Source organism: Natronohydrobacter thiooxidans, from assembly GCF_001884735.1.
Taxonomy (GTDB): Bacteria; Pseudomonadota; Alphaproteobacteria; order Rhodobacterales; family Rhodobacteraceae; genus Roseinatronobacter; species Roseinatronobacter thiooxidans_A.
On the sequence record NZ_MJAP01000034.1, the window covers coordinates 203,514 to 230,113 of the forward strand.

The 26,600-nt window shown below is 64.1% G+C and carries 29 protein-coding genes and 1 tRNA gene; 7 read left to right on the forward strand and 23 right to left on the reverse strand.

Translation table 11 applies throughout. The annotated features are described in order from the left end of the window. Positions 1-20 precede the first annotated feature (20 nt). Positions 21-605 carry an REP-associated tyrosine transposase gene (locus BG457_RS15645; protein WP_071798344.1) on the forward strand — a complete coding sequence of 195 codons (585 nt, stop codon included), beginning with the start codon at positions 21-23 and terminating at the stop codon, positions 603-605. Here the strand turns inward: BG457_RS15645 and BG457_RS15650 are convergent. From BG457_RS15650 to BG457_RS20040, 10 genes are all read right to left on the reverse strand, one after another. Then, on the reverse strand, positions 509-1,438 hold the full coding sequence (locus tag BG457_RS15650; RefSeq protein WP_071798346.1) for an AEC family transporter: 930 nt from the start codon (positions 1,436-1,438) through the stop codon (positions 509-511). The genes BG457_RS15645 and BG457_RS15650 overlap by 97 nt on opposite strands. A gap of 3 nt (positions 1,439-1,441) precedes the next feature. Further along, complete coding sequence (locus BG457_RS15655; RefSeq protein ID WP_071798348.1) at positions 1,442-2,239, reverse strand: MBL fold metallo-hydrolase; 798 nt, start codon at positions 2,237-2,239, stop codon at positions 1,442-1,444. Further along, positions 2,239-3,021, reverse strand: a complete 783-nt coding sequence (locus tag BG457_RS15660) for a TatD family hydrolase (protein ID WP_071798350.1) — start codon at positions 3,019-3,021, stop codon at positions 2,239-2,241. Before BG457_RS15660 ends, BG457_RS15655 begins: the two co-directional genes overlap by 1 nt. 26 nt (positions 3,022-3,047) lie before the next feature. Then, positions 3,048-4,157 carry a DNA polymerase III subunit delta' gene (locus BG457_RS15665; RefSeq protein ID WP_071798352.1) on the reverse strand — a complete coding sequence of 370 codons (1,110 nt, stop codon included), beginning with the start codon at positions 4,155-4,157 and terminating at the stop codon, positions 3,048-3,050. After that, positions 4,150-4,782: a dTMP kinase gene (gene tmk, locus BG457_RS15670; protein WP_071798354.1), complete on the reverse strand. Its 633-nt coding sequence runs from the start codon at positions 4,780-4,782 to the stop codon at positions 4,150-4,152. Before tmk ends, BG457_RS15665 begins: the two co-directional genes overlap by 8 nt. Positions 4,783-4,785: 3 nt before the next feature. Further along, on the reverse strand, positions 4,786-5,967 hold the full coding sequence (locus tag BG457_RS15675) for a D-alanyl-D-alanine carboxypeptidase family protein (protein WP_071798356.1): 1,182 nt from the start codon (positions 5,965-5,967) through the stop codon (positions 4,786-4,788). Between the two features lie 22 nt (positions 5,968-5,989). After that, a complete protein-coding gene (locus tag BG457_RS15680; RefSeq protein WP_071798358.1) occupies positions 5,990-7,006 on the reverse strand; it encodes an SPOR domain-containing protein in 1,017 nt (338 codons plus the stop codon). Positions 7,007-7,194: 188 nt separating this feature from the next. Then, a complete protein-coding gene (locus BG457_RS15685; protein ID WP_071798360.1) occupies positions 7,195-8,853 on the reverse strand; it encodes an NAD+ synthase in 1,659 nt (552 codons plus the stop codon). 204 nt (positions 8,854-9,057) lie between these two features. After that, positions 9,058-9,435, reverse strand: a complete 378-nt coding sequence (locus tag BG457_RS20035; RefSeq protein ID WP_139257803.1) for a hypothetical protein — start codon at positions 9,433-9,435, stop codon at positions 9,058-9,060. 7 nt (positions 9,436-9,442) lie between these two features. After that, positions 9,443-9,928 carry a hypothetical protein gene (locus tag BG457_RS20040; protein WP_139257804.1) on the reverse strand — a complete coding sequence of 162 codons (486 nt, stop codon included), beginning with the start codon at positions 9,926-9,928 and terminating at the stop codon, positions 9,443-9,445. Between the two features lie 184 nt (positions 9,929-10,112). Here BG457_RS20040 and BG457_RS15690 point away from each other — a divergent pair, with 184 nt between their 5' ends. Then, positions 10,113-11,525, forward strand: coding sequence for an MORN repeat-containing protein (locus BG457_RS15690; RefSeq protein WP_245771020.1), 1,413 nt, complete (start codon positions 10,113-10,115; stop codon positions 11,523-11,525). A 151-nt stretch (positions 11,526-11,676) separates the two neighbouring features. Here BG457_RS15690 and BG457_RS15695 read toward each other — a convergent pair whose 3' ends face one another. Genes BG457_RS15695 through BG457_RS15710 form a run of 4 tightly spaced genes read right to left on the reverse strand, consistent with a single transcriptional unit; the run spans position 11,677 to position 14,817 of the window. Next, positions 11,677-12,456: an alpha/beta hydrolase gene (locus BG457_RS15695; RefSeq protein WP_071798364.1), complete on the reverse strand. Its 780-nt coding sequence runs from the start codon at positions 12,454-12,456 to the stop codon at positions 11,677-11,679. After that, entirely contained in the window at positions 12,456-12,929 is a 474-nt protein-coding gene (tsaA, locus tag BG457_RS15700; protein WP_071799230.1) for a tRNA (N6-threonylcarbamoyladenosine(37)-N6)-methyltransferase TrmO, read from the reverse strand. Before tsaA ends, BG457_RS15695 begins: the two co-directional genes overlap by 1 nt. Beyond that, positions 12,916-13,653, reverse strand: a complete 738-nt coding sequence (locus tag BG457_RS15705) for an RlmE family RNA methyltransferase (RefSeq protein ID WP_071798366.1) — start codon at positions 13,651-13,653, stop codon at positions 12,916-12,918. Before BG457_RS15705 ends, tsaA begins: the two co-directional genes overlap by 14 nt. A gap of 18 nt (positions 13,654-13,671) precedes the next feature. Next, positions 13,672-14,817, reverse strand: coding sequence for a Ppx/GppA phosphatase family protein (locus tag BG457_RS15710; RefSeq protein WP_071798367.1), 1,146 nt, complete (start codon positions 14,815-14,817; stop codon positions 13,672-13,674). 264 nt (positions 14,818-15,081) lie between these two features. Here BG457_RS15710 and BG457_RS15715 point away from each other — a divergent pair, with 264 nt between their 5' ends. From BG457_RS15715 to BG457_RS15725, 3 genes are read left to right on the forward strand one after another with little or no spacing between them, the layout of a single operon-like run. After that, complete coding sequence (locus BG457_RS15715) at positions 15,082-15,378, forward strand: virulence factor (protein WP_071799231.1); 297 nt, start codon at positions 15,082-15,084, stop codon at positions 15,376-15,378. Positions 15,379-15,419: 41 nt separating this feature from the next. Further along, a complete protein-coding gene (locus BG457_RS15720; protein ID WP_071798370.1) occupies positions 15,420-16,340 on the forward strand; it encodes a methylenetetrahydrofolate reductase in 921 nt (306 codons plus the stop codon). Positions 16,341-16,355: 15 nt separating this feature from the next. After that, the gene (locus BG457_RS15725; RefSeq protein ID WP_071798371.1) at positions 16,356-17,342 is read left to right on the forward strand and encodes a methyltetrahydrofolate cobalamin methyltransferase; all 987 of its coding nucleotides are present in this window, start codon (positions 16,356-16,358) and stop codon (positions 17,340-17,342) included. A gap of 68 nt (positions 17,343-17,410) precedes the next feature. Here the strand turns inward: BG457_RS15725 and BG457_RS15730 are convergent, their stop codons facing one another. Next, on the reverse strand, positions 17,411-18,058 hold the full coding sequence (locus BG457_RS15730; protein ID WP_071798374.1) for a pyrimidine 5'-nucleotidase: 648 nt from the start codon (positions 18,056-18,058) through the stop codon (positions 17,411-17,413). A 101-nt stretch (positions 18,059-18,159) separates the two neighbouring features. On the opposite strand from BG457_RS15730, the gene BG457_RS15735 reads away from it, so the two are divergent. Continuing rightward, positions 18,160-18,813, forward strand: coding sequence for a GntR family transcriptional regulator (locus BG457_RS15735; RefSeq protein ID WP_071798376.1), 654 nt, complete (start codon positions 18,160-18,162; stop codon positions 18,811-18,813). A 3-nt stretch (positions 18,814-18,816) separates the two neighbouring features. Here the strand turns inward: BG457_RS15735 and alr are convergent, their stop codons facing one another. The 8 genes from alr to BG457_RS15775 form a co-directional block, all read right to left on the reverse strand. Continuing rightward, positions 18,817-19,854, reverse strand: coding sequence for an alanine racemase (gene alr / locus BG457_RS15740; RefSeq protein WP_071798378.1), 1,038 nt, complete (start codon positions 19,852-19,854; stop codon positions 18,817-18,819). Between the two features lie 92 nt (positions 19,855-19,946). Continuing rightward, positions 19,947-20,750: an amino acid ABC transporter ATP-binding protein gene (locus tag BG457_RS15745; RefSeq protein WP_071798380.1), complete on the reverse strand. Its 804-nt coding sequence runs from the start codon at positions 20,748-20,750 to the stop codon at positions 19,947-19,949. 19 nt (positions 20,751-20,769) lie between these two features. Further along, entirely contained in the window at positions 20,770-22,068 is a 1,299-nt protein-coding gene (locus BG457_RS15750) for an amino acid ABC transporter permease (protein ID WP_071798382.1), read from the reverse strand. A 1-nt stretch (position 22,069) separates the two neighbouring features. After that, positions 22,070-23,341 (reverse strand): amino acid ABC transporter permease, encoded by a 1,272-nt coding sequence (locus BG457_RS15755; protein ID WP_071798384.1) that lies wholly within the window; start codon positions 23,339-23,341, stop codon positions 22,070-22,072. Positions 23,342-23,451: 110 nt separating this feature from the next. Continuing rightward, positions 23,452-24,471 carry an amino acid ABC transporter substrate-binding protein gene (locus BG457_RS15760; protein WP_071798386.1) on the reverse strand — a complete coding sequence of 340 codons (1,020 nt, stop codon included), beginning with the start codon at positions 24,469-24,471 and terminating at the stop codon, positions 23,452-23,454. Between the two features lie 333 nt (positions 24,472-24,804). Next, positions 24,805-25,437, reverse strand: a complete 633-nt coding sequence (locus tag BG457_RS15765) for an NrsF family protein (RefSeq protein ID WP_071798388.1) — start codon at positions 25,435-25,437, stop codon at positions 24,805-24,807. Further along, on the reverse strand, positions 25,434-26,003 hold the full coding sequence (locus tag BG457_RS15770) for a sigma-70 family RNA polymerase sigma factor (protein ID WP_071798390.1): 570 nt from the start codon (positions 26,001-26,003) through the stop codon (positions 25,434-25,436). Before BG457_RS15770 ends, BG457_RS15765 begins: the two co-directional genes overlap by 4 nt. A 266-nt stretch (positions 26,004-26,269) precedes the next feature. Then, positions 26,270-26,344: transfer RNA gene (locus BG457_RS15775), tRNA-Thr, on the reverse strand. Between the two features lie 83 nt (positions 26,345-26,427). On the opposite strand from BG457_RS15775, the gene BG457_RS20335 reads away from it, so the two are divergent. Further along, a complete protein-coding gene (locus tag BG457_RS20335; RefSeq protein ID WP_175546817.1) occupies positions 26,428-26,589 on the forward strand; it encodes a hypothetical protein in 162 nt (53 codons plus the stop codon). Positions 26,590-26,600 lie beyond the last annotated feature (11 nt).

The window sequence follows — 26,600 nt, forward strand, 5'->3', positions numbered from 1 at the left end:
TTATGCGCGAGGCTTGGCCCATGTCCCAGTATCGCCGCCCCCGCATCCCCGGTGCCACCATCTTCTTCGAGGTCGTTCTTGCCGAACGCCCGAGCGATCTGCTCATCCGCCATATCGGGCTCTTGCGCGACGCCCTGCGCCAGACCCGCGCGGATCACCCGTTCGATATTCTGGCATGGGTGGTCCTGCCCGACCGGATGCTCTGCATCTGGACCCTGCCGGAGGAGGATAGCGACTATTCCACGCGCTGGCGGCTGATCAAGGCACGGTTCTCGCGCGCCCTGCCGCCGGGCCGGCGGCGGGTCTCGCATATGCGCCGTGGCGAAAGGGGGATCTGGCAGCGGCGTTTCTGGGAACACCATATCCGCGGCCATGCCGATCTGCAGGCGCATCTGAGCCTCTGCCGCGACAGTCCGGTCCTTGCGGGTCTCGTGTCCGATCCGCTGGCCTGGCCCTATTCCTCCTTCACGCGCGCGGCGGCAGGTAGGGTGCGTGCTGAGCACGCACCCTACGGCAGGATCTGCAACCAGACCCAGCCTGTCACCATCACCCCCAGCGTGCCGATCAGCACCGCAGAGGCCGCCACCCGTTTCGCCCGCCCATAGAGATTGGCAAAGACATAGGCATTCACCCCCGGCGCCATCGCCGCTGTCACCACCGCCGAGCGCAGCGCTTCGGTCCCCAGCCCGAAGGCGCGTGCCAGCCCGTAGGTGATCAGCGGATGCACCACCAGCGACAGCGCCACCACATAGCCGATGGTGCGCAGATCGCCCTCGGGCCGGTAGCGGTAGAGCACGCCCCCCAGCCCGAACAGTGCCACCGGCAATGCCGCGCGCACCATCATGTCCAGCGCCTGATCGGCGACCCCCGGCATGGGAAAACCCGTCAGATTCACGACGAAACCCAGGCCGATGGCAATCACCAGCGCATTGCGGAACATCGCCGAGAACACCTGCCGCGCCGTGTCGCGCAGCCGCCCCCCGCGATTGCGGATCAGCTCCATCGAGGTGATCCCCACCGCATAGCACAAGGGCGAATGGATCGCGATGATCGCATAATTGGCCGCCAGCGCATCTGACCCATAGGCGCGTTCCGTGATCGGCAGACCCAGCAGCACCGAGTTGGAAAACAGCGCCACGAAACCGATGGCCACGCAATCCTCCCAATCCCGCCTGAACAGAACCCGCGCGCCGAAAAATCCCAACCCGAACCCCGCAAGCGCGCCGGTATAGAAGGCCACCAGCAGCCGCCAGTCGAAATCCTGCGCCAGATCCAGCCGGGCGATGGCCACGAAAAGCAGGCAGGGCACAGCGAAATTCTGCGCGAATTGCACCACCCCATCGACATGCTCATCCGTGATCAGCCTGCGCCAGCGCGCAACATAGCCAAAGCCGATGACCAGAAAGACCGGAAGGATGACATCCGCCAGCGCCTGCATCGTCTAGACCTTCAGCGACAGGATCATGCCGTCATGCGCGGGCCGGATCTGATCGGGCAATTCCGCACAGAGCGTCGCATAATCCAGATCGACATGCATATTCGTCAGCACCGCCTGCCGCGGCTGCGCCCGCGCGATCCAGTCCAGTGTCATCTCCAGATGCGCATGGCTGGGATGCGGCTTGCGGCGCAGCGCATCGACGATCCAGATATCCAGCCCCTCCAGCATCGGCCAGCTTTCGGGATAGATCCCCACCACATCCGGCGCATAGGCCAGCCCCTCGACCCGGAAGCCCAGCGCATCGACCGTGCCATGATTGAGCCGGATCGGATGCAGCACCATCGGCCCGCCCGCGCCCTCGATCGTCACCGCGCCCGAGATTGTGTTCAGATCCAGAATCGGCGGGTAGGGCGAATTTTTCGGCTGCACGAAGGCATAGCCGAAGCGCGACAGCAGCGCATCCTGCGTCGGCCCATCCGCCCAGACCGGCAGCCGCTTGCGGGTCGTGAACACGATCTGGCGCAGATCATCGATCCCGTGGACATGATCGGCATGGGAATGGGTAAAGACCACCGCATCCAGCCGTGCAATCCCGGCATCCAGAAGCTGGGCGCGCATATCGGGCGCCGTGTCGATCAGGACCTGCGTGCGCCCCTGATCGGTGATCCGCTCCAGCAAGAGCGAGCAGCGGCGGCGGATATTGCGCGGCTCATTCGGGTCGCAATCGCCCCAGACCCCGCCAATGCGCGGCACACCGCCCGAAGAGCCGCAGCCCAGAATCGTCGCGCGCAACTCAGCCATCAGGCAGCCTTTCGGAACAGGCGGTTGAAATTCGCCGTGGTCGCTGCAGCAAATTCGGACAGCGGTAGATCGAAAAGCGCCGCCCCTGCCTCGGCCGTATGCACGGTATAGGCGGGCTCATTGCGTCGGCCGCGATAGGGCGGCGGGGCAAGATAGGGCGCGTCAGTTTCCAGCAGGAGACGCTCCAGCGGCGCCGCCCGGAAAATCGCGCGCAAGCTCTCGCTTTTCGGGAAAGCCGCAATCCCCGACATCGACAGGTAAAACCCCAGATCCAGCGCGGCCTGCGCCAGCCCTTCGCCGGAGGAGAAACAATGCATCACGCAACTGTAGCTGCCTGCGCGATGCTCTTCCGTCAGGATCCGCGCCATATCCTCGTCAGCGTCACGCGCATGGATGATCAGCGGCAACCCGGTCTGGCGCGCGGCCTCGATATGCACGCGCAGGCTTTGGCTCTGCACCCCCGCACTCTCCGCCGTGTAGTGATAATCCAGCCCCGTCTCGCCAATCCCCACCATCTTCGGATGGGCCGCCAGCGCGACCAGTTCTTCCACAGACACCATCGGCTCATCCGCCACGCTCATCGGATGCGTGCCTGCCGCGAAGAAAACCCCCTCATGCGCCTCGGCAATCGCCTGAACCCGTGGCAATTCCCGCAGCTTGGTGCAGATCGTGACCATCCGTGTCACCCCCGCCGCGCGGGCACGCGCGATCACGGCCTCCAGATCCTCGGCCAGTTGCGGGAAATCCAGATGGCAATGGCTGTCAACGATCTCGGGCGGCATGATCTCTCCGGGCGCGGGCTCAGCTTTCAGAGGAACCTGCGCGCCTCTGCTTCGGTCTGCGTGATCATATCAAGCACCACAGCGGCAGGGTCAAGGTTCACCGCGCGCCCATGCCGCGCCCGCGCCCCCAGCGACTGCGCCAAAGCCGCATAGGCGCGCGCCGCCGCGTCATGGGGCGCAAGCCGGGCGAAAACCGCCGCTTCCCCCGGCACAGCCTCGGGTGGGGGGCCGGAAATACCCGCCCGCGCCAGCCGCGCCATGAACAGATCATAAAGCGCGAGCAGCATCGCAAAGCGCGTGTCATTGGCCTTGCCCGCAACCGATTCGGCCAGTTTCAACGCCAGGGCGCGATCCACCCGTGGCACGCCGCCGAAAATCGCCACCAATGCCGCATAGATCTCGGCGCCCCCGCCCTGCGCCAATGTCACCGCCGCGCCCACCGATCCGCCCGAAAGCTGTGCCAATGCCGCGCTGTCCTCGGCAATCCCCGCCTGCGTCAGAGCACCCGCGAAATCCGCCCCCGAAAGCGGCATCAGCCGCAGATCGCGGCAGCGCGAACGGATCGTCGGCAGCAGTTTCGAGGGCTGATGCGCGACCAGCAGCAGAAACGCCCGCTCCGGCGGCTCTTCCAGCGCCTTCAACAGCGCATTGGCGGCATTCGGGTTCATCTCGTCGGCAGCGTCGATAATCACCACCCGCCGCCCGCCATCCGGCGCCGACAGGCCGAAAAACCCGTGCAGCTTGCGCATCACATCCACGGTGATATCGCGCCGCAGATTGCCCTTGTCATCCTGCCCCCGCCGGATCACCAGCAGGCCCCCATCCGCACCCGCGCGCAACCGCCGCGCGACCGGGTGATCCTCGGGAATATCCAGGCTCTCGGGCGGCGGGGGGGCGAACATGCCGCCATCCTCCGGCGGCGTCGCCAGCAGAAACCTTGCAATCTTCCACGCGAGCGTCGCCTTGCCCACCCCGCGCGGCCCGGAAATCAGCCAGCCATGATGCATCCGCCCCGAGCTATAGGCCCGCAGAAACGCCGCTTCCGCGCGTTCCTGCCCGAAGAGCCGCGCCGTCTCGCGCGGATGCGGGGCGCCCTCGATCTGATCGGGCGGCAGAATGTCGCCTGCATCAGCCATCAAGCCGCGCCCTGACCCGTTGCGCCACATCGCGCGCCACATCCTCTGCCGCCCGCGCGCCGTCGATCATCTGGATACGGTCGGGGCAGGAGAGCGCAAGATCGAAGAACCCCGCGCGCAGCGCTTCCTGAAAACCCAGCCCCAATTCCTCGAACCGGTCCTCGCCCGATCCGCGCGCCAGCCCGCGCGCCAGCGCCACTTCCGGGTCCATGTCGATCACGAAAGTCATATCCGGCTCGATCCCGATCACCAGATCATGCAACTGATCCACCAGCCCGCGCAGACTGGCCCGCGCCACGCCCTGATAGACCCGCGTCGAATCCGCGAAACGGTCGGTGATCACTACTGCGCCCCGCGCCAGCGCAGGCCGGACAGTCTTTTCCACATGATCGCGCCGCGCGGCGTTGAACAGCAGGATCTCGGTCTCGGCAGACCAGCGGTCGGGGTCGCCCTCGACCAGCAGCCGCCGGATCGCTTCGGCCCCGTCAGAGCCGCCGGGCTCGCGCGTCAGCACCACCTCACGGCCTGCGCCGCGCAGGCTCTCGGCCAGCGCGCGCGCCTGTGTGGATTTGCCGGAACCGTCGATCCCCTCGAAACTGATGAACAGGCCAGCGGGCAGGGACATGCCTCAGTTCATCACGTCTTGCGCATGCCCCATGACCATGCCCAGCAGCCGCTGCGCCGAGGCCAGGGCGCGCACGCCAAAGCCACCTTCCGCGACCGAGGCCCCGGCCAAGAGCGGCACCCGCATCTCACCCAGTTCCGGCACATCCACCGCGACATGGCCCACCACCTCGCCCGCCGCAATCGGCGCGGGCAGGGGGCTGTCATAGACAACGGTCGCGGCCATATTGCGCTGCGCCATTGCGGGGATCAGGATATCGGGGCTTTCGCCCAGCACCAGCGGCACGGTCTTTTCCGCCCCCAGCCAGACCGGGGCCTCGCCCATCACCTGACCTGTGGTGCCAAGCGAGACCTTCTGGAACTGCCGGAATGCCCAGTTGATGATCGCCTCGGCCTCTTGCCGCCGCTCGGCCTCGCTGTTCAACCCGCCAAAGGCAAAGACGATCCGCCGCTCACCCTGCCGCGCCGATCCGGTCAGCGAATAGCCCGCCTGAGACGTGTAGCCGGTTTTCAGCCCGTCCAGCCCCACACCCGCGCCCAGAAGCGGCACGCGGTTGGGCTGCGTGATCCCGTTCCAGGTGAAGTCGCGCTCGGCCAGATAGGGGTAAAACTGCGGATAGGTCTCGATGATATGTTCTGCCAGGATCGCCAGATCCCGCTTCGACATCAGGTGATCCGGATGCGGCCAGCCCGATGCATTGGCAATCGTGGTGTTGCGCATCCCCAATTCCCGCGCGCGCCGTGTCGCAAGCTGGGCAAAGGCCTCTTCCGTGCCCGCCAGCCCTTCGGCCACGACCACAGTGGCGTCATTGCCCGACAGCACCGCAATCCCGCGGATCAGATCCAGCGCCGTGGGCCGGTCACGCATTTCCAGAAACATGCGCGAGCCGCCCATCGCATGCGCGCGCTCCGAGACTGTGAAGGTCGTGTCCAGCGCCATGCGCCCGTCCTCGATGGCCTCGAACAGCATCAGAAGCGTCATCAGCTTGGACATGGATGCCGGCGGCAAGGGCACATCCGCGCCGCGCTCCATCAGCACGACACCTGTCGTCAGATCGCGCACATAGATCGAGGGCGCACGCGGCTCGAAACCTGCGACCTGAGCGCCCGCAGGGGCCGACAGGCCAAGGGCAAGAATCGCCCCGGCGGCAGCCGAGGTGACAGCATGACGGATGACAGAACGCATGAATTGGCTCCTTCGGGTTGCCTCAGCGGCGGACCGCATAGGCGTCATTAAAGCCCAGGCCCTTGACCCGCGCAAGCATCTGGCTGTGTTCCGCCTGCGTGCTGGCCGGACCGACAACCACGCGCCAGAACTGGTTGCCCGAGGCCTGACCCGGAACAATCCGCGCGCTCAGCCCCGCGCCTGCGGCCATGGATTCCGCCTTGCGGGCATTGGCCTGAACACTGAAAATACCAAGCTGGATATAAGGTTGGGCAAGGGTGCTGGCTGGTGCGGGTGGCGCGGCCACGGGCGCTTGTGCGGCCGGTTCCGGCTCTGCGCCCAGCGTCGCGGCGGGCGCGGCCTGTGCATCCCCCAGAACCTGCGTCGCAATCGCCGACGACTCCATGGCGGGCGCAGGCTGCGGGCTGCGCCGCCCGAAGACCCGCCCGAAGAACCCGCCCTCACGGCGCGGCGCAGAGGCCGCGTCCTCTTCGGGCATGGCGATCAGGAAATCGCCCTCGGCCTCGCCGGGCGCGACCGGCTGCGGCGCGGGGCCAGGCTGCGCGGCGGCGACCTCAGTCCCGGTGACATCTGTGGCTTGCAGCGCATCGGCCGGCGCTTCAGCCATAACGGGCTGCGCCTCTTCGGTGCGCAGCGCCACCACCTCGATCACTGTCGGCGCTCCGGCCAGCATGCCCACGGCATTGGCGGCCTCGCCCGAGACCTGAAAACTTGGCCCCGGATTCATCCGTTCGCGCCGGAACAGCGCGCCGATGGTTTCCTGACCATTCTCGGTATTGCGGATGATCACCCGTTCGGGCGATCTGACATCAGGATGCGCGACCCAGACCCCGCCCAGCGAGGGGCGCCCGTCCCAAAGCCCGTTCTCGCGCTTCGAGAACACCCTGGGATCCTCGATATCGCGGTCCATCGGCCCTGCGCTGCGCGCGGCCCCGTTCCCGTTCGTGCCCGAGCGGGAGCCGGACCCGTCCATACAGCCTGCAAGACTGATACTGACCACGACCGCAAGGCCCAGAAACCGATACTGTGACGTCTGCATACTGCCTCTCTCCGCCTCATGCCGCCCCTGATCTGATGTCAGGTTGTCCACGGGCCATGGGTAACTGCGTTCTTATACTCTGAAACCTGCGGCTCTGACAGTCCGAATGATGCCCCGCGCGGATCGTTGCGCATCCTAGCGGCTTGCCCTGCGACCGAAAAGCGACAGTTCCGTGATCACGACACTGCTCAGCGCCGGTCGCGCCAGCGATTGACCATCGGATAGCGCCGGTCCAGCCAGAAGGCGCGAGCCGTCAGCCGCGTGCCCGGCGCCGACTGGAACCGCTTCCACTCCGAAATCGCCACCAGATGCTCGACCCGCTCGACCACTGCGCGCTCGTACCCCTCGGCCACGATTGCCGCAATCGGCATATCCCGCTCGACCAGCGCCTCCAGAATCGCATCCAGCACCGGATAGGGCGGCAGGCTGTCCTCGTCGCGCTGATCGGGGCGCAGCTCCGCCGAAGGCGGCTTGTCGATGATCCGCAGCGGGATCACCTCGCCCCCCGGTCCCTGCATCCAGTCGCGGTGGTTCGTGTTGCGCCAGCGGCAGATCTCGAAAACCCGCGTTTTATACAGATCCTTGATCGGATTATAGCCGCCATTCATGTCGCCATAGATCGTGGCATAGCCCACCGCGACCTCGGATTTATTGCCGGTGGTCAGCAGCATCGCGCCGGTCTTGTTGGACAGCGCCATCAACAGCGTGCCCCGGATCCGCGACTGCAGGTTTTCCTCGGTCACATCGGGCTCCAGCCCCGCGAACAAGGGCGCAAGCGCGGTCTCCATCGCCGCGCGCGGCCCTTCGATGCTGATCTCGTCCAGCCTGCAGCCCAGCCGCCGTGCAAGATCCGCCGCATCCTCTAGCGAGTGAGAGGCGGTATATTCCGAGGGCAGCATCACGCAATGCACATTCCCCGCCCCCAGAGCATCCGCCGCGATCACCGCCACCAGCGCCGAATCGATCCCGCCCGAGAGACCCAGAACCACCTTGGTGAAGCCTGATTTGCCCAGATAATCGCGCAGCCCCACCACCATGGCGCGGTAATCCAGCTCCCATTCCCCCGGCAGCACCGCGCGCGGCCCGATCTCTGCCCGCCAGCCGTCAGTTCCGTGGACGAAATCCACCGTGGCGATCGCTTCCTCATGCGCAGGCATCTGCAGCGCCAGTCGCCCGCCGGGATTCAGCACGAATGACGCCCCGTCAAACACCTGATCATCCTGCCCGCCGACAAGGTTCAGATAGACCAGCGGCAGCCCGGTCTCGACCACCCGCGCCACCATATGCGTCATCCGCGTGTCATAGCGCCCCCGCGCATAGGGCGAACCATTGGGCACCAGCAGCAACTCCGCCCCCGATTCCGCCTGCGCCTCGGCCACATCCTCAAACCAGGCATCCTCGCAGATCGGCGTGCCGATCCGCAGCGGCCCCGCCCGATAGGGCCCCGAAATATCGCCCGAGGCGAAGACCCGCTTCTCGTCGAAGACATCCGCGTTGGGCAGATGATGCTTGCGGATCACTGCCGCCAGCTTGCCGCCCTCCAGCACCGCGAAAGCGTTATAGAGCCTGCCCCCCTCCACCAGCGGCACCCCGATCCCGAGCCTCGGCCCCTCGGCACAATCGCGCGCCAGCGCGTCGAGCGCGTCGCGCAGATCGGCCTGAAAGGCCGGACGCCAGACCAGATCCTGCGTCTGATATCCCGCGAGAAACATCTCGGGCAGGGCGAGCATATCGGCCCCCTCGCGCTTGGCGGCGTCCCATGCCGCGCGGGCCTTGGCGGCATTGCCGGAGATATCGCCCAGAGTGGGGTTCAACTGCGCGAGGGTCAGGCGGAAACGGTCGGACATGCGGCGCTCTTTGGCTGGTTTCGGGCTGACATATCATGTTGACGGGCCGAGGGAAGCCGAAAGGCGCTCTCTGGGCGGGGGGGGGTGTTCTCGTGCGGGAAAAGAGGGCAGCGCCTGCCGGGGGAGGCGTTGACGCGCGGCGGTCCGGTGAGCAAACGACGGCTTTGGGCCCGAAATAATGATGCCGATCAACTTGGAGTGTGCTCAGCGCCCGAGATGATCCACAGATACCACGCTGATAAAAATTCGAGACCCGCGTATTTCAACTGTGCCGCTTCCGCTGATGGTGCAAAGCTCTGAAAAGCTGAACATAAAGCCTGATCCGGCGCACTCAGTTTCTACCTTCTCTCGAATATCGCGCCCGGTATCCATTGTGACACCGAAAGGCTCACGATCCTCATTATAGAAAGTAAAATCGCGATCACTGGAGTTGTATCGTATGCGCCCGGAGAAGGTGATCTCAGATCGGTCGACGGACGACAGATATTGAGCGAGCGGGACCGTATCCGCAAGTGCATGCGAGCCAAAGAGCATTGCCAGAGTAGAGGTGATGGTCGAGGCGCATTTAAAGATCAATTTCATCGTGACTTCATTTCCGGTTGCTGGGGTTTATCCGCTGTTGGTTCTCAACAATGATGACTTCTCTTGCGCCACCTAAGCTGAGCACAAGGCCGATAATCAGAAAGATCGTTCCTAAAATGAGGCCAAAGAATGTTGCGACCCCAGTAACTGCAATTCCTGCAAGTCCTGCACCTATAGCCGTAAAGGCTTCGGTACCGTCGCTAGTGGAACCAATAACTTCAGATGCGGCGCGACCCGAAAGAAGAAATGCGGATAATGGGAGCGCGAAAACTGACGCCCCAAGCGCCAAGAACCCGCGACCGAACGCTCGACGGATCGTCGGAGCAAAAAAACAAAGGGCCGTGCAGATCAGGATCACAGCTAATACCAAGAGCGGTGCCGTTTGATCTGTGTCAGAGTGAAAGGCTGCAAACGCTGGACTCAACGCAGTCACGGACAAAACGCCAAAAAACAAACCTATGACGATACGGAAGGTTGCTTTTATTACGAGCATTCATCGACCTTTGAGGTGGAACTAAGAAAAACTGACATGAAAGACCAACTCAAGCAACCGTTCAGCGCCGCGCTGAATACCGCCACTCTGCCGCCCCCCTCACAGCCGCGCAAGGCAAAACCCCTTGCCAGCCCCAGCGCACCCGCTTACCCTCGCCCCCAAAAGTCCAAGGGAGTTCCGCGACATGCCCCAACGCCCCCCCTATACAGGCGCGATGATTGCCGCCCTCACTCTGGCCCTTGCCGCGCCCCTTCATGCCCAGACCGATGGCACCCTGTCGCGCCAATATGACGATGGCGGCATCTATGAGGGGGAATTCCTCGACGGTCTGCAGCACGGCACCGGCACCTACCGGCTGCCCAACGGGTTCGAATATTCCGGCGACTGGGTCGCGGGCGAGATCAGCGGGCAGGGCGTCGCCCGCTACCCTTCGGGCGCGGTCTATGAAGGCGCTTTCGCCGCCGGTCGCCCGCATGGCACCGGGCGCATGACCTTCGCCGATGGCTCCAGTTATGAGGGCGAATGGGTCGAGGGCCGGATCGAGGGGACAGGCACCCGCCACTTCGCCAATGACTCCCTCTATGAGGGCGATTTCATCGATGGCCAGCCGCAGGGCGCAGGCACCCTGACCCGCCCCGATGGCTACCGCTATGAGGGGGATTGGGTCGCGGGCCTGCGCGAGGGCAGCGGCACCATCACCTATCCCGATGGCTCGGTCTATGAGGGCGAGATGCAGGCCGATCTGCGCCATGGCAACGGCATCCTGACCAGCCCCGACGGGCTGCGCTATGAAGGGGACTGGCTGGAAGGGCAGTTGCACGGGCAGGGCGTGCTCACCCAGGCCAATGGCGATGTCTATACCGGCGGCTTCCGCGCCGGGCTGCGCGATGGCGAGGCGCGGGTCGAACAAGCCGACGGGCTGGTCTTCGAGGGCAGGTTCGTCAATGACATGCGCGAAGGGCCGGGGCGGCTGAGCGGCGAAGACGGCTATCTGTATGAAGGGACATGGGTCGCAGGCCAGATCGAGGGCGAGGGGCGGCTGACCCAGCCCGATGGCTCGGTCTATGAGGGCCAGTTCCGCGGCGGCCTGCCGGATGGCACCGGTCAGATCACCTATGCCGATGGCAGCACCTATGAGGGGGAATGGCGCGAGGGTCAGTTCGAGGGCGAGGGCCGCGCGGTCTTTGCCGATGGCGGCATCTATGAGGGCGGCTTCGTGCAGGGCCTGTCCGAGGGCGAGGGCGTGATGAGCTTCGCCGATGGCCGCGTCTATACCGGCGAATTCCTGGGCGGCGAGATGCACGGGCAGGGCGAGATGGTCTTTCCCGATGGCTCGGTCTATCGCGGCGAATTCGCCGAGGGCACGCGCGAGGGCGCGGGCCGGATCGAACTCGCCGATGGCTTTGTCTATGAGGGTGCGTGGTCCGGCGGCCAGATCACCGGGCAGGGGGTTGCCACCTATTCCACCGGCGATGTCTATGAGGGCGAATTCCTCAACGGCCAGCGCCACGGCAGGGGCGTGTTGCGCTACGCCACCGGCGAGGTGCTGTCGGGCGATTGGGAAGACGGGCGCATGACCGTGCGCGACGACGACTGAATTCTCCTGCGGGCGCGGCGGCGCAAGGGCGATCAGCCCGAGACGCCCTGCGCCCACTGCGCCCGACCCTTCGCATGACGCAGGACATAGGCCAAGTTGCGCTTCTGTCCCGTCTGCGACCGGTCCGGGGCAACAGCCTCAAGCGACAGCCTCAGCGCGCAAGGGCCGCGCGCAGGGCCGGTGCGAATTCCGGGTGATCATAGATCGTGTTATGACCGGTTTCCAGCCGCGTGACCTGCGCCTGTGGCAGGGCTGCGACCAGCGCCTCGGCGCGGGCAGGCGGGATCACCTCATCGCGGCGCGCAAGGATCAGGTGGATCCCGGCATCGCTGCGCTCCAGCGCATCCAATGCGTTCATGTCATGGCGAAACAGCAGCCCCACAGGCGCAAACGGATAGATCTGCCGCGCCACGGCGCTCAGGCTGTCAAAGGGCGTGACCAGCACCACCCGCGCCAGCGCGCGTTCCGCCGCCAGATGGGCGGCAATGCCTGCCCCGATGCTGAACCCGACCGCGATCACGCCCGTGGCCTCCGCTGCGATCAGATCATGTATCGCCTCGGCATCCGCCATCAGCGCCTGTGCCGAGGGGCGGCCCGTGCTGGGCGCATAGCCGCGATAATGGAATGTCACCACGTCATGTTCCGGGGCGATCTGATGCAGGAACAGCGCCATGGCTTCGGCATTCCAGGCATTGCCGCCAAAGCCAAGGATCACAGGCCGCGCCGGATCGCGCCCGGCAATCCGGACGCCCTGCAAGGTTTCGCCGCCCGCGCTGGTCAGTTCCAGCCGCGCGGTGCCCGCAGGCAGGTCCGGGGCCGGGCCGACCAGCGCGCGGGGAAACAGGAGCGAGGTCTGAAACGCGGCGAGCAGGGCGATCAGGGCGATACCGAGGGCCGCAAGGAGAAGCAGAAATTTCGCCAGCGTCCCCATCACTCCGGCACAGTATCCGCGCGCGGCATATGCGGTTTGATGTCGATCAGCGGGGTGCCATCGACCGCATCAATGGCGTCAATCCCGATGATCCCGCTCTCCATGTCGATTTCCAGCACCTTCACCACCCCCATGCCGATCGGATTGGGCCGCACCGGCGAGCGCAGGTTGAAAGTGCCGGTTCCTTCACTCCGGTGGCGCGGCACCTGCCGCAGAAGATTGCGCGGCGCATGGCTCATCCAGTAGAGCAGCACCAGCGCGTCGCCTGCCGCGATCCCATCAAGCGCGGGGCGGAACTGGGGCGCGACATGCACCCGCGCAGGAGCGCCCCTTTCGCGGGCCTGACGCAGGTTCTTGGGGCAGTCATTCAGGCTCCAGCGGCTTTCGATCCGGCCGATGAAGGTCACGCGTTCATGAAAAACGATTTCAGAATCGAGCAATAATTCGCCCTTACGGGCCTCAAACCGGCTCATCTGATGCATCACTTGAAGAACGCCCGCGAAACCCTTGGGCTACAACGTATTTTTCGGAACTGTCCGAGCGGCTGGCCGGGGGCTTCACATTGGCGACTTTCTTGAAGTTTTTCTTCAGAAGTTGCTGCAATTCGCCTTCCGCACCCCCTGCCAACACTTTGGCAACGAATGTGCCGCCCTCTTCCAGCACATCGAAGGCGAAATAAGCCGCCGCTTCGCAGAGCGCCATGATCCGCAGATGGTCGGTCTGCTTGTGCCCCGAAGAGGCCGCCGCCATATCCGACATCACCACATCCGCAGGCCCGCCCAGCCAGACCTTGACCTGTTCTTCCGCGCCTTCCTCAAGGAAATCAAGCACATGCGCCTCGGCCCCGGCCAGCGGCTCGACCTCTTGCAGATCGACGCCCAGCACCGTGCCCACGCGCTTGCCCTGTTTCTCGCCCAATGCATTGACGCGAGCTACCGCGACCTGCAGCCAGCCACCGGGCGCGCAGCCCAGATCGACCACGCGCGCGCCGGGCACAAGAAAGCGGTATTTATCGTCCAGTTCCAGCAGCTTATAGGCCGCGCGCCCGCGATAGCCGTCACGCCGCGCGGCGGCGACATAAGGGTCATTCAACTGCCGCTCCAGCCAGCGGGTTGAGGACAGCTTACGCCCCCGCGCGGTCTTGACCTTGACCCTCAACTCGCGCTGACCGCGCCCGGATGTATTCTTTGTCGTCATAGACTTAACATGCTTTCTTCAACTTGTCAGATCAAGTACGCCATCGCGGCTCATCTGCGCGAACAAGAGCCCTTCGCGCAGACCGCGATCCGCGACCGACATGCGATCAGTGGGCCAGACCCGCATCAGCGCGGTCAAAATCGCAGCGCCCGACATGATCTGCGTGTGCCGGTCGCGCCCGATTCGCGGATCCTGCCGCCGCCCGATGGGCCCAAGCGCCAGATATTCGCGGATCACCTGATCGACCTGCGTCGAGTTCATCACCAGCCCATCGACCTTGTTGCGGTCATAGCGTTTCAGCCGCAGATAAGAGGCGGCCACCGTGGTGATCGTCCCCGAGGTGCCGATGATCTGGAATTTCTCATGCGCCGTGCCGTCGCGATAAGGCGCGAAAGCTTCAAGTTGTTCCTCGAAATACCAGCTCATCAAGGCAAAACGCGCGGCATCATCGTCGACTTCGCGGAAATAATCCTTCAGCGTGGCCACGCCCAGCGGCACCGAAATCCAGTCCACCACATGCGGATGCCCCTGGGCGGGTGCGCGCATGAACGGGCCGCGATGCATGGCCATGATCGCATTGCCGCGCTTTTCGGGGGCGACGCGGGACAGGTCGATCCACACGAGTTCGGTCGACCCGCCGCCAATGTCGATGACCAGCAACTGCTCGGTATCCGGCGCCACCAGCGAGGCACAGGAGACCACCGCCAGCCGCGCCTCTTCCTCGGCGGTGATGATATCGAGCCGCAGCCCGGTTTCACGCTGCGCGCGGCGCACGAAATCGGCTGAATTGCGGGCACGGCGACAGGCTTCGGTCGCCACCAGTCGCATCCGGCGCACGCCATGATGCTCCAGTTTCGTGCGGCAGATGCGCAGCGCCTGCAGCGTGCGCTGCATCGGCCGGTGCGACAAAAGCCCCGAACTTTTCAACCCGGTGCCCAGTTCGACGGCCTTGGAGAAGCTGTCCACAACCTCAAAATGCCCGCCCTGCGGGCGAGCGATCAGCATGCGACAACTGTTCGTACCCAAATCCAGCGCCGCATATAGCTGCGGTCGGCCAGATCCGGGGCGGCGCGGTGCCTTTTCCGAAGGGGGGCCGGCAGCATCGGGCTGCAGGTCCAAAGGGGTCAGGGAAGCGCCCGCGCCATCGGGACGCTCGGGCGCCATATTTCGCCCTCCAAACTCAAGTTGATGTGAAGGTAATGCGCCCGGCGCACTTAAGCAAGAGTTTGCATGCCGGTCGGATGCAACGCCGCATGCGGTTGCCGTCATAATCTAGTTGAGAAAATTGATGACGGGGTGCTCTCGCCAAATGCCGCGCCCCTGCGTTAGAAGCAGGTCGGCGAACCGGGCTGCGCTGTCGCTTTGCGGATATCGCAAGCAGATCCGGTCGCTTAAGGACTGAGGGCAGGCCAGGGAAAGGACCGCATGATGGCGCAGCTTGTGATCGTATATTGGCGCGATATTCCGGCGCAGGTGATTGTCGGCAAGGGCCGCAAGGCGCAGAAGATCCAGCTCTCGGAACGCTTTGAGCAGGCGATTGACCGCTGTGCCATGAAGGTCGGCGCGAAGGATGCCGATGCCTATCTGGCCGAATGGCGCAAGGCCGCCCCGGTCGAGGTCGCTGGCAGTGACGAAGATGTCGCGAAAACGACCGCATCGGCGCTGGAAGCCGAGTATGACACCGACAGGCTGAAAGCTCTGATCGCCAATGATGGTTGGGCGTAAGGGAGCCGGTCTTGTCACGCTCGCACCTGCTGGAGGGTCTCATGTCGCTTCTGAATTTCCGCCGTTCGGCGCCCGCTGCCCCTGTACAGAACGGTGCTGTCGAGGCCCTGATGCAGGGTTTTTCTCTGGAAGTGATGCCGCGCACCGCGGAAAAAGTTGCGGATTTCCGCGCGATCCTGCCCGAGGGCACGCGGGTCTATATCGCCCATATCGAGGGCACGCCGATTGCGGATATGGTCGCCACCGCCGCGCGGCTGCGGGCCGAGGGCATGGAGCCGATGCCGCATTTCCCGGCGCGTATCATCGCGGATCGGGCTGAACTGGGCGATTGGGTCGCGCGCTATCAGGGCGAGGCCGATGTGCGCGAAGCGCTGATGCTGGGCGGCGGGGTCACGACCCCTGCGGGCATTTACGACAATTCGATGCAGTTGATGGAAACGGGTCTGTTCGACGGGTTCCGGCGGCTGCATGTGGCGGGCCATCCCGAGGGCAACCGCGATATCGACCCCGATGGCGGCGCGCGCGTGATTCTGGAAGCGCTGCGCTGGAAAGAGGAATTCGCCCGCGCCAAGGGCATCGACATGGCCATCGTGACGCAATTCGCGTTTGAATCCGCGCCGATCATCGACTGGGCCGCGGGGCTGCGCCGCGAAGGTATTGATCTGCCGGTGCATCTGGGTGTCGCCGGGCCTGCGAAATTGCAGACGCTGATCAAATTCGCCATTGCCTGCGGGGTTGGCCCCTCGCTGCGCGTGCTGCAGAAGCGTGCCAAGGATGTGACCAAGCTGCTGTTGCCGTTTGAGCCCACGGATCTGGTGGCGGATCTGGCCGCGCATAAGGCCGCGCATCCCGAATTTGCCGTCGAGGCATTGCATTTCTTCCCGCTGGGGGGGATCAAGGCCAATACTGACTGGACCATCGCGCAAGGCGGGGCTGCGGCCCGGCCTGCATCCCACGCTTAAGTTTCTGGAGAGAGCATGACCCGCACTGTGATTGAATCGGCCACCAAGACGGTCGTTATCGGTTTTGACGAACCTTTCTGTGTGATCGGGGAGCGGATCAATCCGACCGGCCGCAAGAAGCTGGCGGCGGAACTGGAACTGGGCGATTTCTCGACGGTCGAGAAAGACGCGCTGGAGCAGGTGGCCTGCGGGGCGACGGTGCTGGATATCAATTCGGGTGCGGTGTTCTCCAACAAGATGGCCGAAGATCCGCGCTATGCGGATAACAATTTTGTCGAGCCGCCCCTGATGCGCGAATTATGCGCACGGGTGCAGGCGCTGGTGGATGTGCCGCTGTGCATCGACAGTTCGGTGCCCGAAGCGCTGAAAGCGGGGCTGGAAGCCTGTAACGGGCGGCCTCTGCTGAACTCGGTGACGGGTGAGGAAGAGCGGCTGGAGGTGATCCTGCCGCTGGTCAAGAAATACAATGTGCCGGTGGTGGCGATCTCGAATGATGACACCGGCATTTCGGAAGACCCGGATGTGCGTTTCGCGGTCGCGAAGAAGATCGTCGAACGCGCCGCCGATTTCGGCATTCCGGCGCATGATATCGTGGTGGACCCGCTGGTCATGCCGATTGGCGCGATGGCGACGGCGGGGCATCAGGTGTTCCGGCTGGTACGCCGGTTGCGCGAGGAACTGGGCGTGAACACGACCTGCGGCGCGTCGAATATCAGCTTCGGTCTACCCAACCGGCATGGGGTGAATGCGGCCTTTCTGCCGATGGCGATTGGCGCGGGCATGACCAGCGCGATCATGAACCCGGTGCGTTCGGTCGAGATGGAGGCCATTCGCGCGGCCAATCTGCTGATGAACCATGACCCGAATGGCGGCGCGTGGATCGGGCTGTCCAAAGTGCTTGAGGCGATGAAGGACGGCACGAGTTTTGCGGAAGCCTCGCGCGCAGCGATGGATGCGGGCGCGCGCACGGGCGGGCGTCGCGGCGGGCGGCGCGCGCGCTAAGGCCCCTATACAGCGTTTCGGTGCAAGGCGGGTGTCAGCCCGCCTTCACTTGTTTTTACGGGCCGAAGCTAGCGCAGCAGACGCGCCAGAAAGCCGCTCAGATCATCCGTGTGGTGGTGGATATGCGCCGCTTTCAGGGCTTGGGGCGCGACATGGACGGTGCGCATGCCCAGATCATGCGGCACGAGCAGATTGCGCGGATCATCCTCGAACATGGCGGCACCTGCAGGCTCCAGCCCGTCGCGGCGGAACACCTGCCCGAACGCCTCGGCCTGGGGTTTGGGGTGATAGCCTGCATCCTCGATGCCATAGACCGCATCGAACAGGCCCGAGAGCCCGCGCGCCTCAACCACGCGGCGGGCATAGGGGGCAGAGCCGTTGGTATAGACAATCCTGCGCCCCGGCAGGGCCTTGATGCGCGCGCGCAGCTCTGCGTCAGGGCGGAGCACGGAAAAATCGATGTCATGCACATCGACCAGATAGGGCTCGGGATCGAGGTCATGATGCGCCATCAGCCCGGCCAGCGTGGTGCCGTATTCCGCCCAGTATTTACGGCGCAGGCGCGTGGCCTCGGTCTCGTCCACCTTCAGCGCCTGCATGACATAGGCGGTCATGCGCGCCTCGATCTGGTCGAAGAGCCGCATTTCGGACGGGTAGAGCGTGTTGTCGAGGTCGAAGACCCAGGCGCGCGTGTCGCGGAAATTTTCTGTTTGCATGGCTGGAACTCTAACCTTGCCGGGCGCACAGGCAAGGGATGAGGGCTTGCTATCCCCCTCAAAAACAGGCTTTTGTGAGAGCAAATCCCTGCGAGTGCCCCATGACCGAGACCAGACCCGTGAAAGACGCCTATACGCTGATCCTGGAAGCCATTGATAACGGCATTTACAAGCCCGGCGACCGGCTGGTGGAATCGGAACTGGCCGAGCGTTTCGGGGTCTCGCGCACGCCGATCCGCGAGGCGTTGCAGCGGCTGGAGACGCAATCGCTGCTGACGCGCGACGGTCGGTCGCTGATCGTGGCCTCGCTGGATCACAATCAGCTGGCGGAGCTTTATATCGTGCGCTCGGAGCTGGAGGGGCTGGCCGCACGGCTGGCCGCGCGCCACGCCACGACCGAGGAAATCCGCCTGCTGCGCGCGATGATCGAAGAGGATCGCAAGCTGATCGACGATCCGCAGGCTTTGAGCCGGGCGAACAAGCGCTTTCACAAGCAGATCCATCTGGCCTCGCATAACCGCTATCTGGTGCAGCAACTGGATCTGGTGCATCGCTCGATGGCGCTCTTGGCCACGACCTCGATTTCCTTTGAGGGGCGGGGGCAGCAGACGCTGGAAGAGCATCACCGCATCGTGGAAGCGATTGCCGCAGGTGACGGGGACCGCGCCTATGAGGCGCTGAAAGCGCATATCTCGCTCGCGTTCGAGACCCGGCTCAGGCAGGATTCGATGGCGCTGGAGCGCTATTCGGTCTGAGGCTTACAGGTAGCGGCGCGCGTGGCGCTGGCCGAGGCTGGTGAGGATTTCATAGCCGATGGTGCCGATCACATCGGCCAGCGCATCGACGCCTTGATGCGGGCCGAGCAGGTCCAGCCATTCGGGCGGCTCCGGCGCGTTGCTCACGTCGATCGTCAGCAGATCCATCGAAACGCGGCCGACAAGCGGGCAGGGGGTGTCGCCCGCCCAGAGCGTGGCCTTGCCCGAGAGCGCGCGGCTGATCCCGTCGGCATAGCCTGCGGCGATGGTCGCCAGACGCATGTCGCGGGGGGCAGTGTAGGTGTTGCCATAGCCCACGGTTTCGCCCGCCATCACATCGCGGATCTGGATCACGGGGATTGACAGGCGCACGACTGGCTGCGCGTCCATGAAAGGGGCCGCGCCATAAAGCCCGATGCCGGGGCGGGTGATCTCGAAATGATACTCTGGCCCCAGAAGCACGCCGCCGGTGGCTGCAAGCGAGCGCGGCACGCCGATCCCGTCGGTCATGCGGCGGAAGGCGGCCAGTTGCTGCGCGTTCATCGGGTGGTCGGGCTCATCGGCGCAGGCCAGATGCGACATCACAAGCTGCGCGCCCTGTGCCAGCGCGATTTCGGCCACGGCCTCCCATTCGGGGGCCTCCATGCCCAGCCGGTTCATGCCACTGTCAAGCTGGATGCCGAAAGGATGGCCGGGCAATGTCTCCAGATGCCGCGCAAGCTGTTCGGCAGAGTTCAGCATCGGGATCAGTCCGGCCTCGGCAATCAGGCGGCTGTCGCCATCCATATGGCCGGAATAGACATGGATCGGCAGGTCGGGGCCAAGGGCCGCGCGCACGGCGATGCCTTCTTCCGCGACGGCGACGAAGAAGCGTCGCGCACCGGCATGGGCCAGCGCATGGGCCACATGACCCGCCCCCAGCCCGTAGCCATTGGCCTTGACCGTGGCGGCGGTCTGCACGCCGGGGCCTGATTTCGCGTCAAGTGCGCGCCAGTTGGATTGAAGCGCGGAGAGGTCGATGGAAAGCTGTGCCTGTGCCATGCGCGATCAAGTGCTTGAAGCCTTGGCCGTCGTCAAGCGGGAAATCCGCGCGCGCGCCACCCGCGCGGGTGGCGCAGCCGCATCCTGGCGCATCAATGCCCGAGAATCTGGCTCAGGAACAGTTTGGTGCGCTCGGATTGCGGGTTGTTGAAGAAGGCGTGCGGCTCGTTCTGCTCGACGATCTGGCCCTGATCCATGAAGATCACGCGGTTCGCCACGGCCTGCGCGAAGCCCATTTCATGGGTGACGCAGAGCATGGTCATGCCCTCTTCGGCAAGCGAGATCATCGTGTCGAGCACTTCCTTGATCATCTCGGGGTCCAGCGCCGAGGTGGGTTCGTCAAAGAGCATGATGCGCGGGCGCATGCAGAGCGAGCGGGCGATGGCGACGCGCTGCTGCTGGCCCCCGGATAACTGGCCCGGATATTTATGCGCCTGTTCGGGGATCTTGACCTTCTCCAGGAAATGCATCGCGGTCGCTTCGGCTTCGCGTTTCGGGATCTTGCGCACCCAGATCGGGGCCAGTGTGCAGTTTTCCAGAATCGTCAGATGCGGGAAGAGGTTGAAATGCTGGAACACCATTCCGACCTCGGAGCGTACCTTGTCGATATTCTTCAGGTCGCTCGTCAATTCGGTGCCATCGACGATGATCTGCCCCGCCTGATGCTCTTCCAGCCGGTTGATGCAGCGGATCAGGGTTGATTTGCCCGAGCCGGAGGGGCCGCAGATCACGATGCGTTCGCCCCGGTTGACGGTCATGTTCACGTCGCGCAGCACATGGAAGCTGCCATACCATTTGTTCATGCCGGTGATCTGGATCGCAACCTCGTCGGTCACTTTCATCTGGCTGGTGTCGATCTTGCGATCAACCGGGAGTTCGATAACAGGTTCGGTCATGGTCCTGTCCCTTCCTGAGTTAGCGATGGTCGGTTTTCAGCTTGCGCTCTAGATACATCGAGTAGCGCGACATGCCGAAACAGAAGATGAAGAAGAGCGCACCGATGAAGATGAACAATTCCCAGTAAATGCCGTTCCAGTTGGTATCGGCGCGGATGGCATTGGCCAAAGCGAGCGGTTCCAGAATGGCGATGAAAACCAGCAGCGTCGTGTCCTTGAACATGCCGATGAAGGTGTTGACGATGCCGGGGATCGAGATTTTCAGCGCCTGCGGCATGATGATCAGGCGCTGCGCCTTCCAGTAGTCCAGCCCCAGCGCATCGGCGGCTTCATACTGGCCCTTGGGGAGCGCTGCGAGCCCGCCCCGGATCACTTCGGCCATATAGGCCGAGGCGAAGAAGGTCAGCATGATGATCACGCGCAGGATCAGATCAAAACTGGTGCCCGGCGGCAGGAAGAAGTTCAGCAGGAGCGAGGCGAAGAGCAGGAGCGTGATCAGCGGCACGCCACGGATAAACTCGATGAAGACGACGCAGACGGTCTTGATGAACACCATATCCGACTGCCGCCCCAGCGCCAGCAGGATGCCCAAGGGCAGCGAGAGCGAGATCGCCGAGACGCCCACGATCATCGAGATCAGGAACCCGCCGATCCGGTCGGAACGGACGAAATCCAGCCCCAGCGGCATGATGGAATAGAGCGCCGAATCGAGCGGCCCTGCGGCGAAGACCCACCACAGCACCGGTGCGAGAATGGCGGCGAAGATTGCGGCCAGATTGTTGAGTTTGCGCATGAGGAGATAGGCCAGCGCGCCGACCCCGAAGCCCATCAGCGCCGTAACCGGGAACCAGAGCGAGCCGCCCCAGATCAGGTGATAGCCGATAAATGGGTAGAGGGCGGAGAAGGCCAGCATCCGGCGCGGCAATCCGGTGAAGAGCACCGGGGCCAGCGCCACGAACAGAAGCAGCAGCGCCAGTACCGGACGCCAGTAGAGGGCAGGCGGGTAGAAGCCGAAGAGAAGCTGATGCCAGCGATCCACGATCACGGCGAAACAGGCCCCCGAGGTGCCGTCCAGGATAGCACGACATTCCGAAAGCGACCCGGCACGCCAGACCGAATTCAGCAGCCAGGGGCTGATCCCGCTGACCAGCCAGAAGATGACCAGCAGCGAGATCAACGTCAGGCCGGTATTGATCCAGCCGGAGAACAGGTTCTCATGAACCCATTTCACGGCACCGGTCTGACTGCGCGGCGGGTCTTGTGGCGCAAGCATGGTCTCGCGCACATAGCTGACAGTCTGGGCGTGGGTATCGCTCATCCTACCGCTCCTTCAGCTTGATGCGGGAATTATAGACATTCATCAGCGCCGAGATGGTCAGGCTGATCGCGAGATAGGTCAGCATCAGAAGGAACATGCCCTCCAGCTCGCGCCCCGTCTGGTTGATGGTGATCCCGCCCAGCGTCGAGCGCAGATCCATATAGCCCACCGCAAGCCCGAGCGAGGTGTTCTTGGTCAGGTTCAGATATTGCGAGATCAGGGGCGGGATGATCACCCGCAGCGCCTGCGGCAGGATCACCAGCCGCATCGTCTTGCCCGGTTGCAGGCCAAGGGCGAAGGCGGCCTCGGTCTGGCCTTTGGTAATCGCGAGAATCCCGCCGCGCACGATCTCGGCAATGAAAGCGCCGGTATAGAAGCTCAGGCCCAGCCACATCGCAAGGAAGGAGTTGCGCAGATGCGTGCCGCCCGCGAAATTGAAGCCGCGCAATTCGGGATAGTCCAGATACACCCCGAGCGAGAGTTTCACCACAGCCAGCGGGACAAGAAAGATCAGGATCGACTTCCACCAGGTCTTGGGCCGGATGCCCGTTGCGTTCTGGGTGCGGGTCGCGTGCGCAATCAGGGCGCGATTGGCAAAGACACTGCCGATGAGGATCGCGAAGATCAGCAGCCAGTTCAGCGACGGGGCGACCGGCCCCAGTTGCAGTGCGCCCAGATCGGTGGTGAACAGGATCGACGGGATATAGACGCCGCGATTGGTGATCGCGATGGCGTCGAAAATCATGCTTGAAGCCGGATCATCCCCCCGGAAGGCAGACGGCGCCGGCATGCTTTCGGCCATGACCGCGCCGAAGATCAGGATCCAGATCAGGGTCGGGATATTGCGGAAGATCTCGACATAGACTGTGATCAGGCGCGAGACGATCCAGTTGCTGGACAGGCGCAGCACGCCCGCAAGTACCCCCAGAACCGTCGCGAAGATACAGCCAAGGATCGCCAGAATGACCGTGTTCAGGAACCCCACCAGCGCCGCGCGACCGTGGGACATGGTGCTGTCATAGGCGATCGGGCGCTGGTTGATGTCATAGCCCGCCGATTGCCACAGGAAATTGAAGCTGAAACTGCGGCCCAGAAGGCGCATGTTGCTGATCACATTGTCGATCAGCCAGGCCGCCCCCAGCATCAGCAGGAAGAGCGCGAAAATCTGGATGGTGATGGAGCGGTAGCGCTGATCATAGAGCAACATGCTCGGATGAAAGGCCGGTTTTCCGGGTGTGGCGGCCGTCAGGCGCGGATCTGTTGTGCTGGACATGTAAGACCCCGTTCACCGGCTCGGACAGCTTCCGGGCCAGAGGCTTCAATGCGACTGTGGGAAAAGTGAAGGATGCGCATCCGACGGGCGGATGCGCATCCAGGCTTCCCTTAGCGGAAGGGCGGTGCGTAGAGCAGGCCACCCTGCGTCCACTGAGCGTTCAGACCGCGGGCAAGGCCGATCGGGGTCTGGTCGCCGATGGTATTGGCGAAAAGCTCGCCATAGTTGCCGACAGCGGCGATGGCGCGTGCGGCCCAGTCATTGTCGAGGCCCAGCATGTCGCCGAAACCGCCGGTGGTGCCGAGCAGGCGCCCGACTTCGGGGTTGTTGGAGCCGGTTTTCATTTCTTCGACATTGGCCGAGGTGACGCCAAGCTCTTCAGCGGCGATCAGTGCAAAGAGTGTCCATTGCACGATATCAGCCCAGTTGTCATCGCCCTGCCGCACGACGGGACCAAGCGGTTCCTTGGACACGACTTCGGGCAGGATCACATGATCGCCCGGTTCGGCAAAGGCGGCGCGGCTGGAGGCCAGCGCTGAAACATCGTCCGTGTAAACATCGCAGGCACCGGCCAGATACTGCTGCTGGGCTTCGGCCGCAGTATCAACGGGCACCGGCTCGTAGTCCATGCCGTTGATGCGGAAATAGTCGGCCAGATTCAGTTCGGTCGTGGTGCCGGTCTGGATACAGACGGTTGCGCCGTCAAGTTCGAGGGCCGAGCTGACGCCGAGTTCACGGTTCACCATGAAACCCTGACCATCATAATAGTTGGTGCCGACGAAGGTCAGGCTGAGGTCGACATCGCGCGTGAAGGTCCAGGTGGTGTTGCGTGCCAGCACATCCACTTCGCTGGAGGCCAGTGCCGAGAAGCGGGTCTGGCTGGTCAGCGGCACGAAGGTCACGGCCATCGGGTCGCCCAGCACCGCAGCGGCCAGCGCGCGGCAGAAGCCCACGTCGAAACCCTGCCAGACGCCATTCGCGTCCGGTGCGCCGAAGCCGACCTGACCTGTGTTCGATCCACAGACCAGTTCGCCACGGTTCTTCACTTGCTCAAGTGTGGATTGCGCCTGGGCCAGTCCGGCCACAAGTGCTGACGCGGCGAAAGCGCCGACAAAAACGGATTTTCTCATTTCAACCTCTCTGTTGTCGCCGCCTTCGCGGCGGTCTGTCCCGTTGCTCGGGGATGTGCTCTTGCGGCGGTCGCGCGCAAGGCATGCTTGACAGTGAGCCTATTTCCGCCGACCGGTCAAGCGGGGATTCGGCGCGCGCGGATGAAACCGCCCAAAAAACCGTCACTGGCCGCATTTTCGGGCGTATCGTCTGTCGTGTCGGGGATTGTGGTGAAAACGCCCGCTGCCCTCGCCGGGCAGTGGCGATTTCCGGTGCCGCAGCCTTTGCATCGTCGCTGCGACCGGGCGCAGGCAATCATGGGGTGGCGGGCTGTGGGCCGAAGGGGCAGGGGTTTACCACCTGAGATGCCGCGGTCCGAGCCATGCGCCGAGAAGCACCACGCCTGCGATGGCAGTCCCATAGGCGGGCAGGACGAAGAGCATCATGTCCTTGTCGCAATAGAGCGAATAGATGGCCGCCGCGCCACTGCCCGCCACCAGCCCTGCGGTCGCCCCGGACAGGCCCGGATGGAGTGATGCCCCTGAGGACAGCGCCCGGAGCATCGCAACCAGCAATGGCAGCGCCAATGCCGGGATCGACAACAGGCAGATCACGAGGCTGCGCGTCGAGAGCGATTCGACCAGTCCGGCCTGCCCCTCGCGCGCAAGCGCGATCATGAAAGCCGCGAGGGGCAGCGCGAGCATGGCGCCCAGCGCCGCGCCATGGCCGGTGACGCGCTGTCCGGGATGCGCCAGCGCAAGCGCGAAAGCCATCGACAACACTAGAAGAAGCAAGGGCACAAGGGTTTTCAGCATCGTGAGCGATCCCAGTGCCGCCCCGATATCCGGCCGCGGCCCCCAGAAGAGGGCGAAAGCGGTCAGGGATATGGCGGTTGCCACCAGCATGGCGCGGCGCATGCGCCAGCCCACGGGCTGGCGCGGCAGCGTATCGGCTGCGAGGGCGGAGATCAGTTCCTCGGTTCTCATTCGATCATCCTTTCGCGCAGCCGGGCGATGGATTTCAGCGCCCGGTGCAGGGCGGTTCGGACGGCACCTTCGGACATGTCCAGCCGCGCGGCGGTTTCCGCCGTGGTTTCGCCCTTCAGGCCGAAGGCGCGCACGATCTCTGCCGCGCGCGGGTCGAGTTTTCCGAGCACCTTTTCCATATCACGCCCGTCGGTCGGATCTGGGCCGGTCTGCGCCGCCAGCGCCTCGGTGAAATCGTCTATCGAGAGTTCGACACGCCTGCCGCGCGCCCGGAAGACATCCACGACCTTGTGGCGGGCGATGGCATAGAGCCAGGGGCGCAGCGGCGCATCCTCGCGCCAGGTATGCCGCTTGCTGTGGATCGCGAGCAGCACGTCCTGCAGCACATCTTCGCAGCCTGCGGGGCCCAATGCCGCCCCGCGGGCCTGCACCACCCGGCGCAAGAGGGGCGTGATGGCAGTGAGCAAACGATGATAGGCCGCCGCATCCCCGCGATTGGCCGCGCGCATCAGTTCCTCCAGGGTATCGAGATCGTCCAATCCGGTCGATTCCTCTGTTCGGGCCATCGCTGCGGATCGTTACAGAACAAAGCGCAGGGTTTTTCCGTAACCTGTATCCGGGCGCCCTTGGATCACGTCAGTGTGATCCTGCGCGCCGATTGGAGCTTGTCGTGCTGCGTCTTGTTGCCGTTGCGCGACTACGGCGGAAGGGGGGCGTCGCGCCAATTCGCCCTGCTACGGTTTTGCAGCCGTCGCGCGTTCGGGGGGCCGACAGCGGTAATGTCACCATCGCCCTGCGCGCAGGGGTTTTCTTTATCATCAACGCGTTGGAATGGTGCTGCGAGAGAGGATTGAACTCTCGACCTCTCCCTTACCAAGGGAGTGCTCTGCCACTGAGCTACCGCAGCCTGATGCGCGGCTAGGTAGTCGGAAATTCCGGGCGGCGCAACCCTTATCTGGACGGTTTTTCAAACTTGGGCTAGGAGGAGGCATGCGCGAGACGAGATCAGAGAAAACAGGCCAGCAGAAAGCTGCGGATGCGGCGCGCGCCGCGCGGTTGAAAGCGGCGCTGAAAGCGAATATCGCCAAGCGCAAGGCACAGGCGCGCGCGCGCCAAGGCGGGCAGGAGCGCCCGGATAACGATAAAGCATAGAGGGTAGAGCG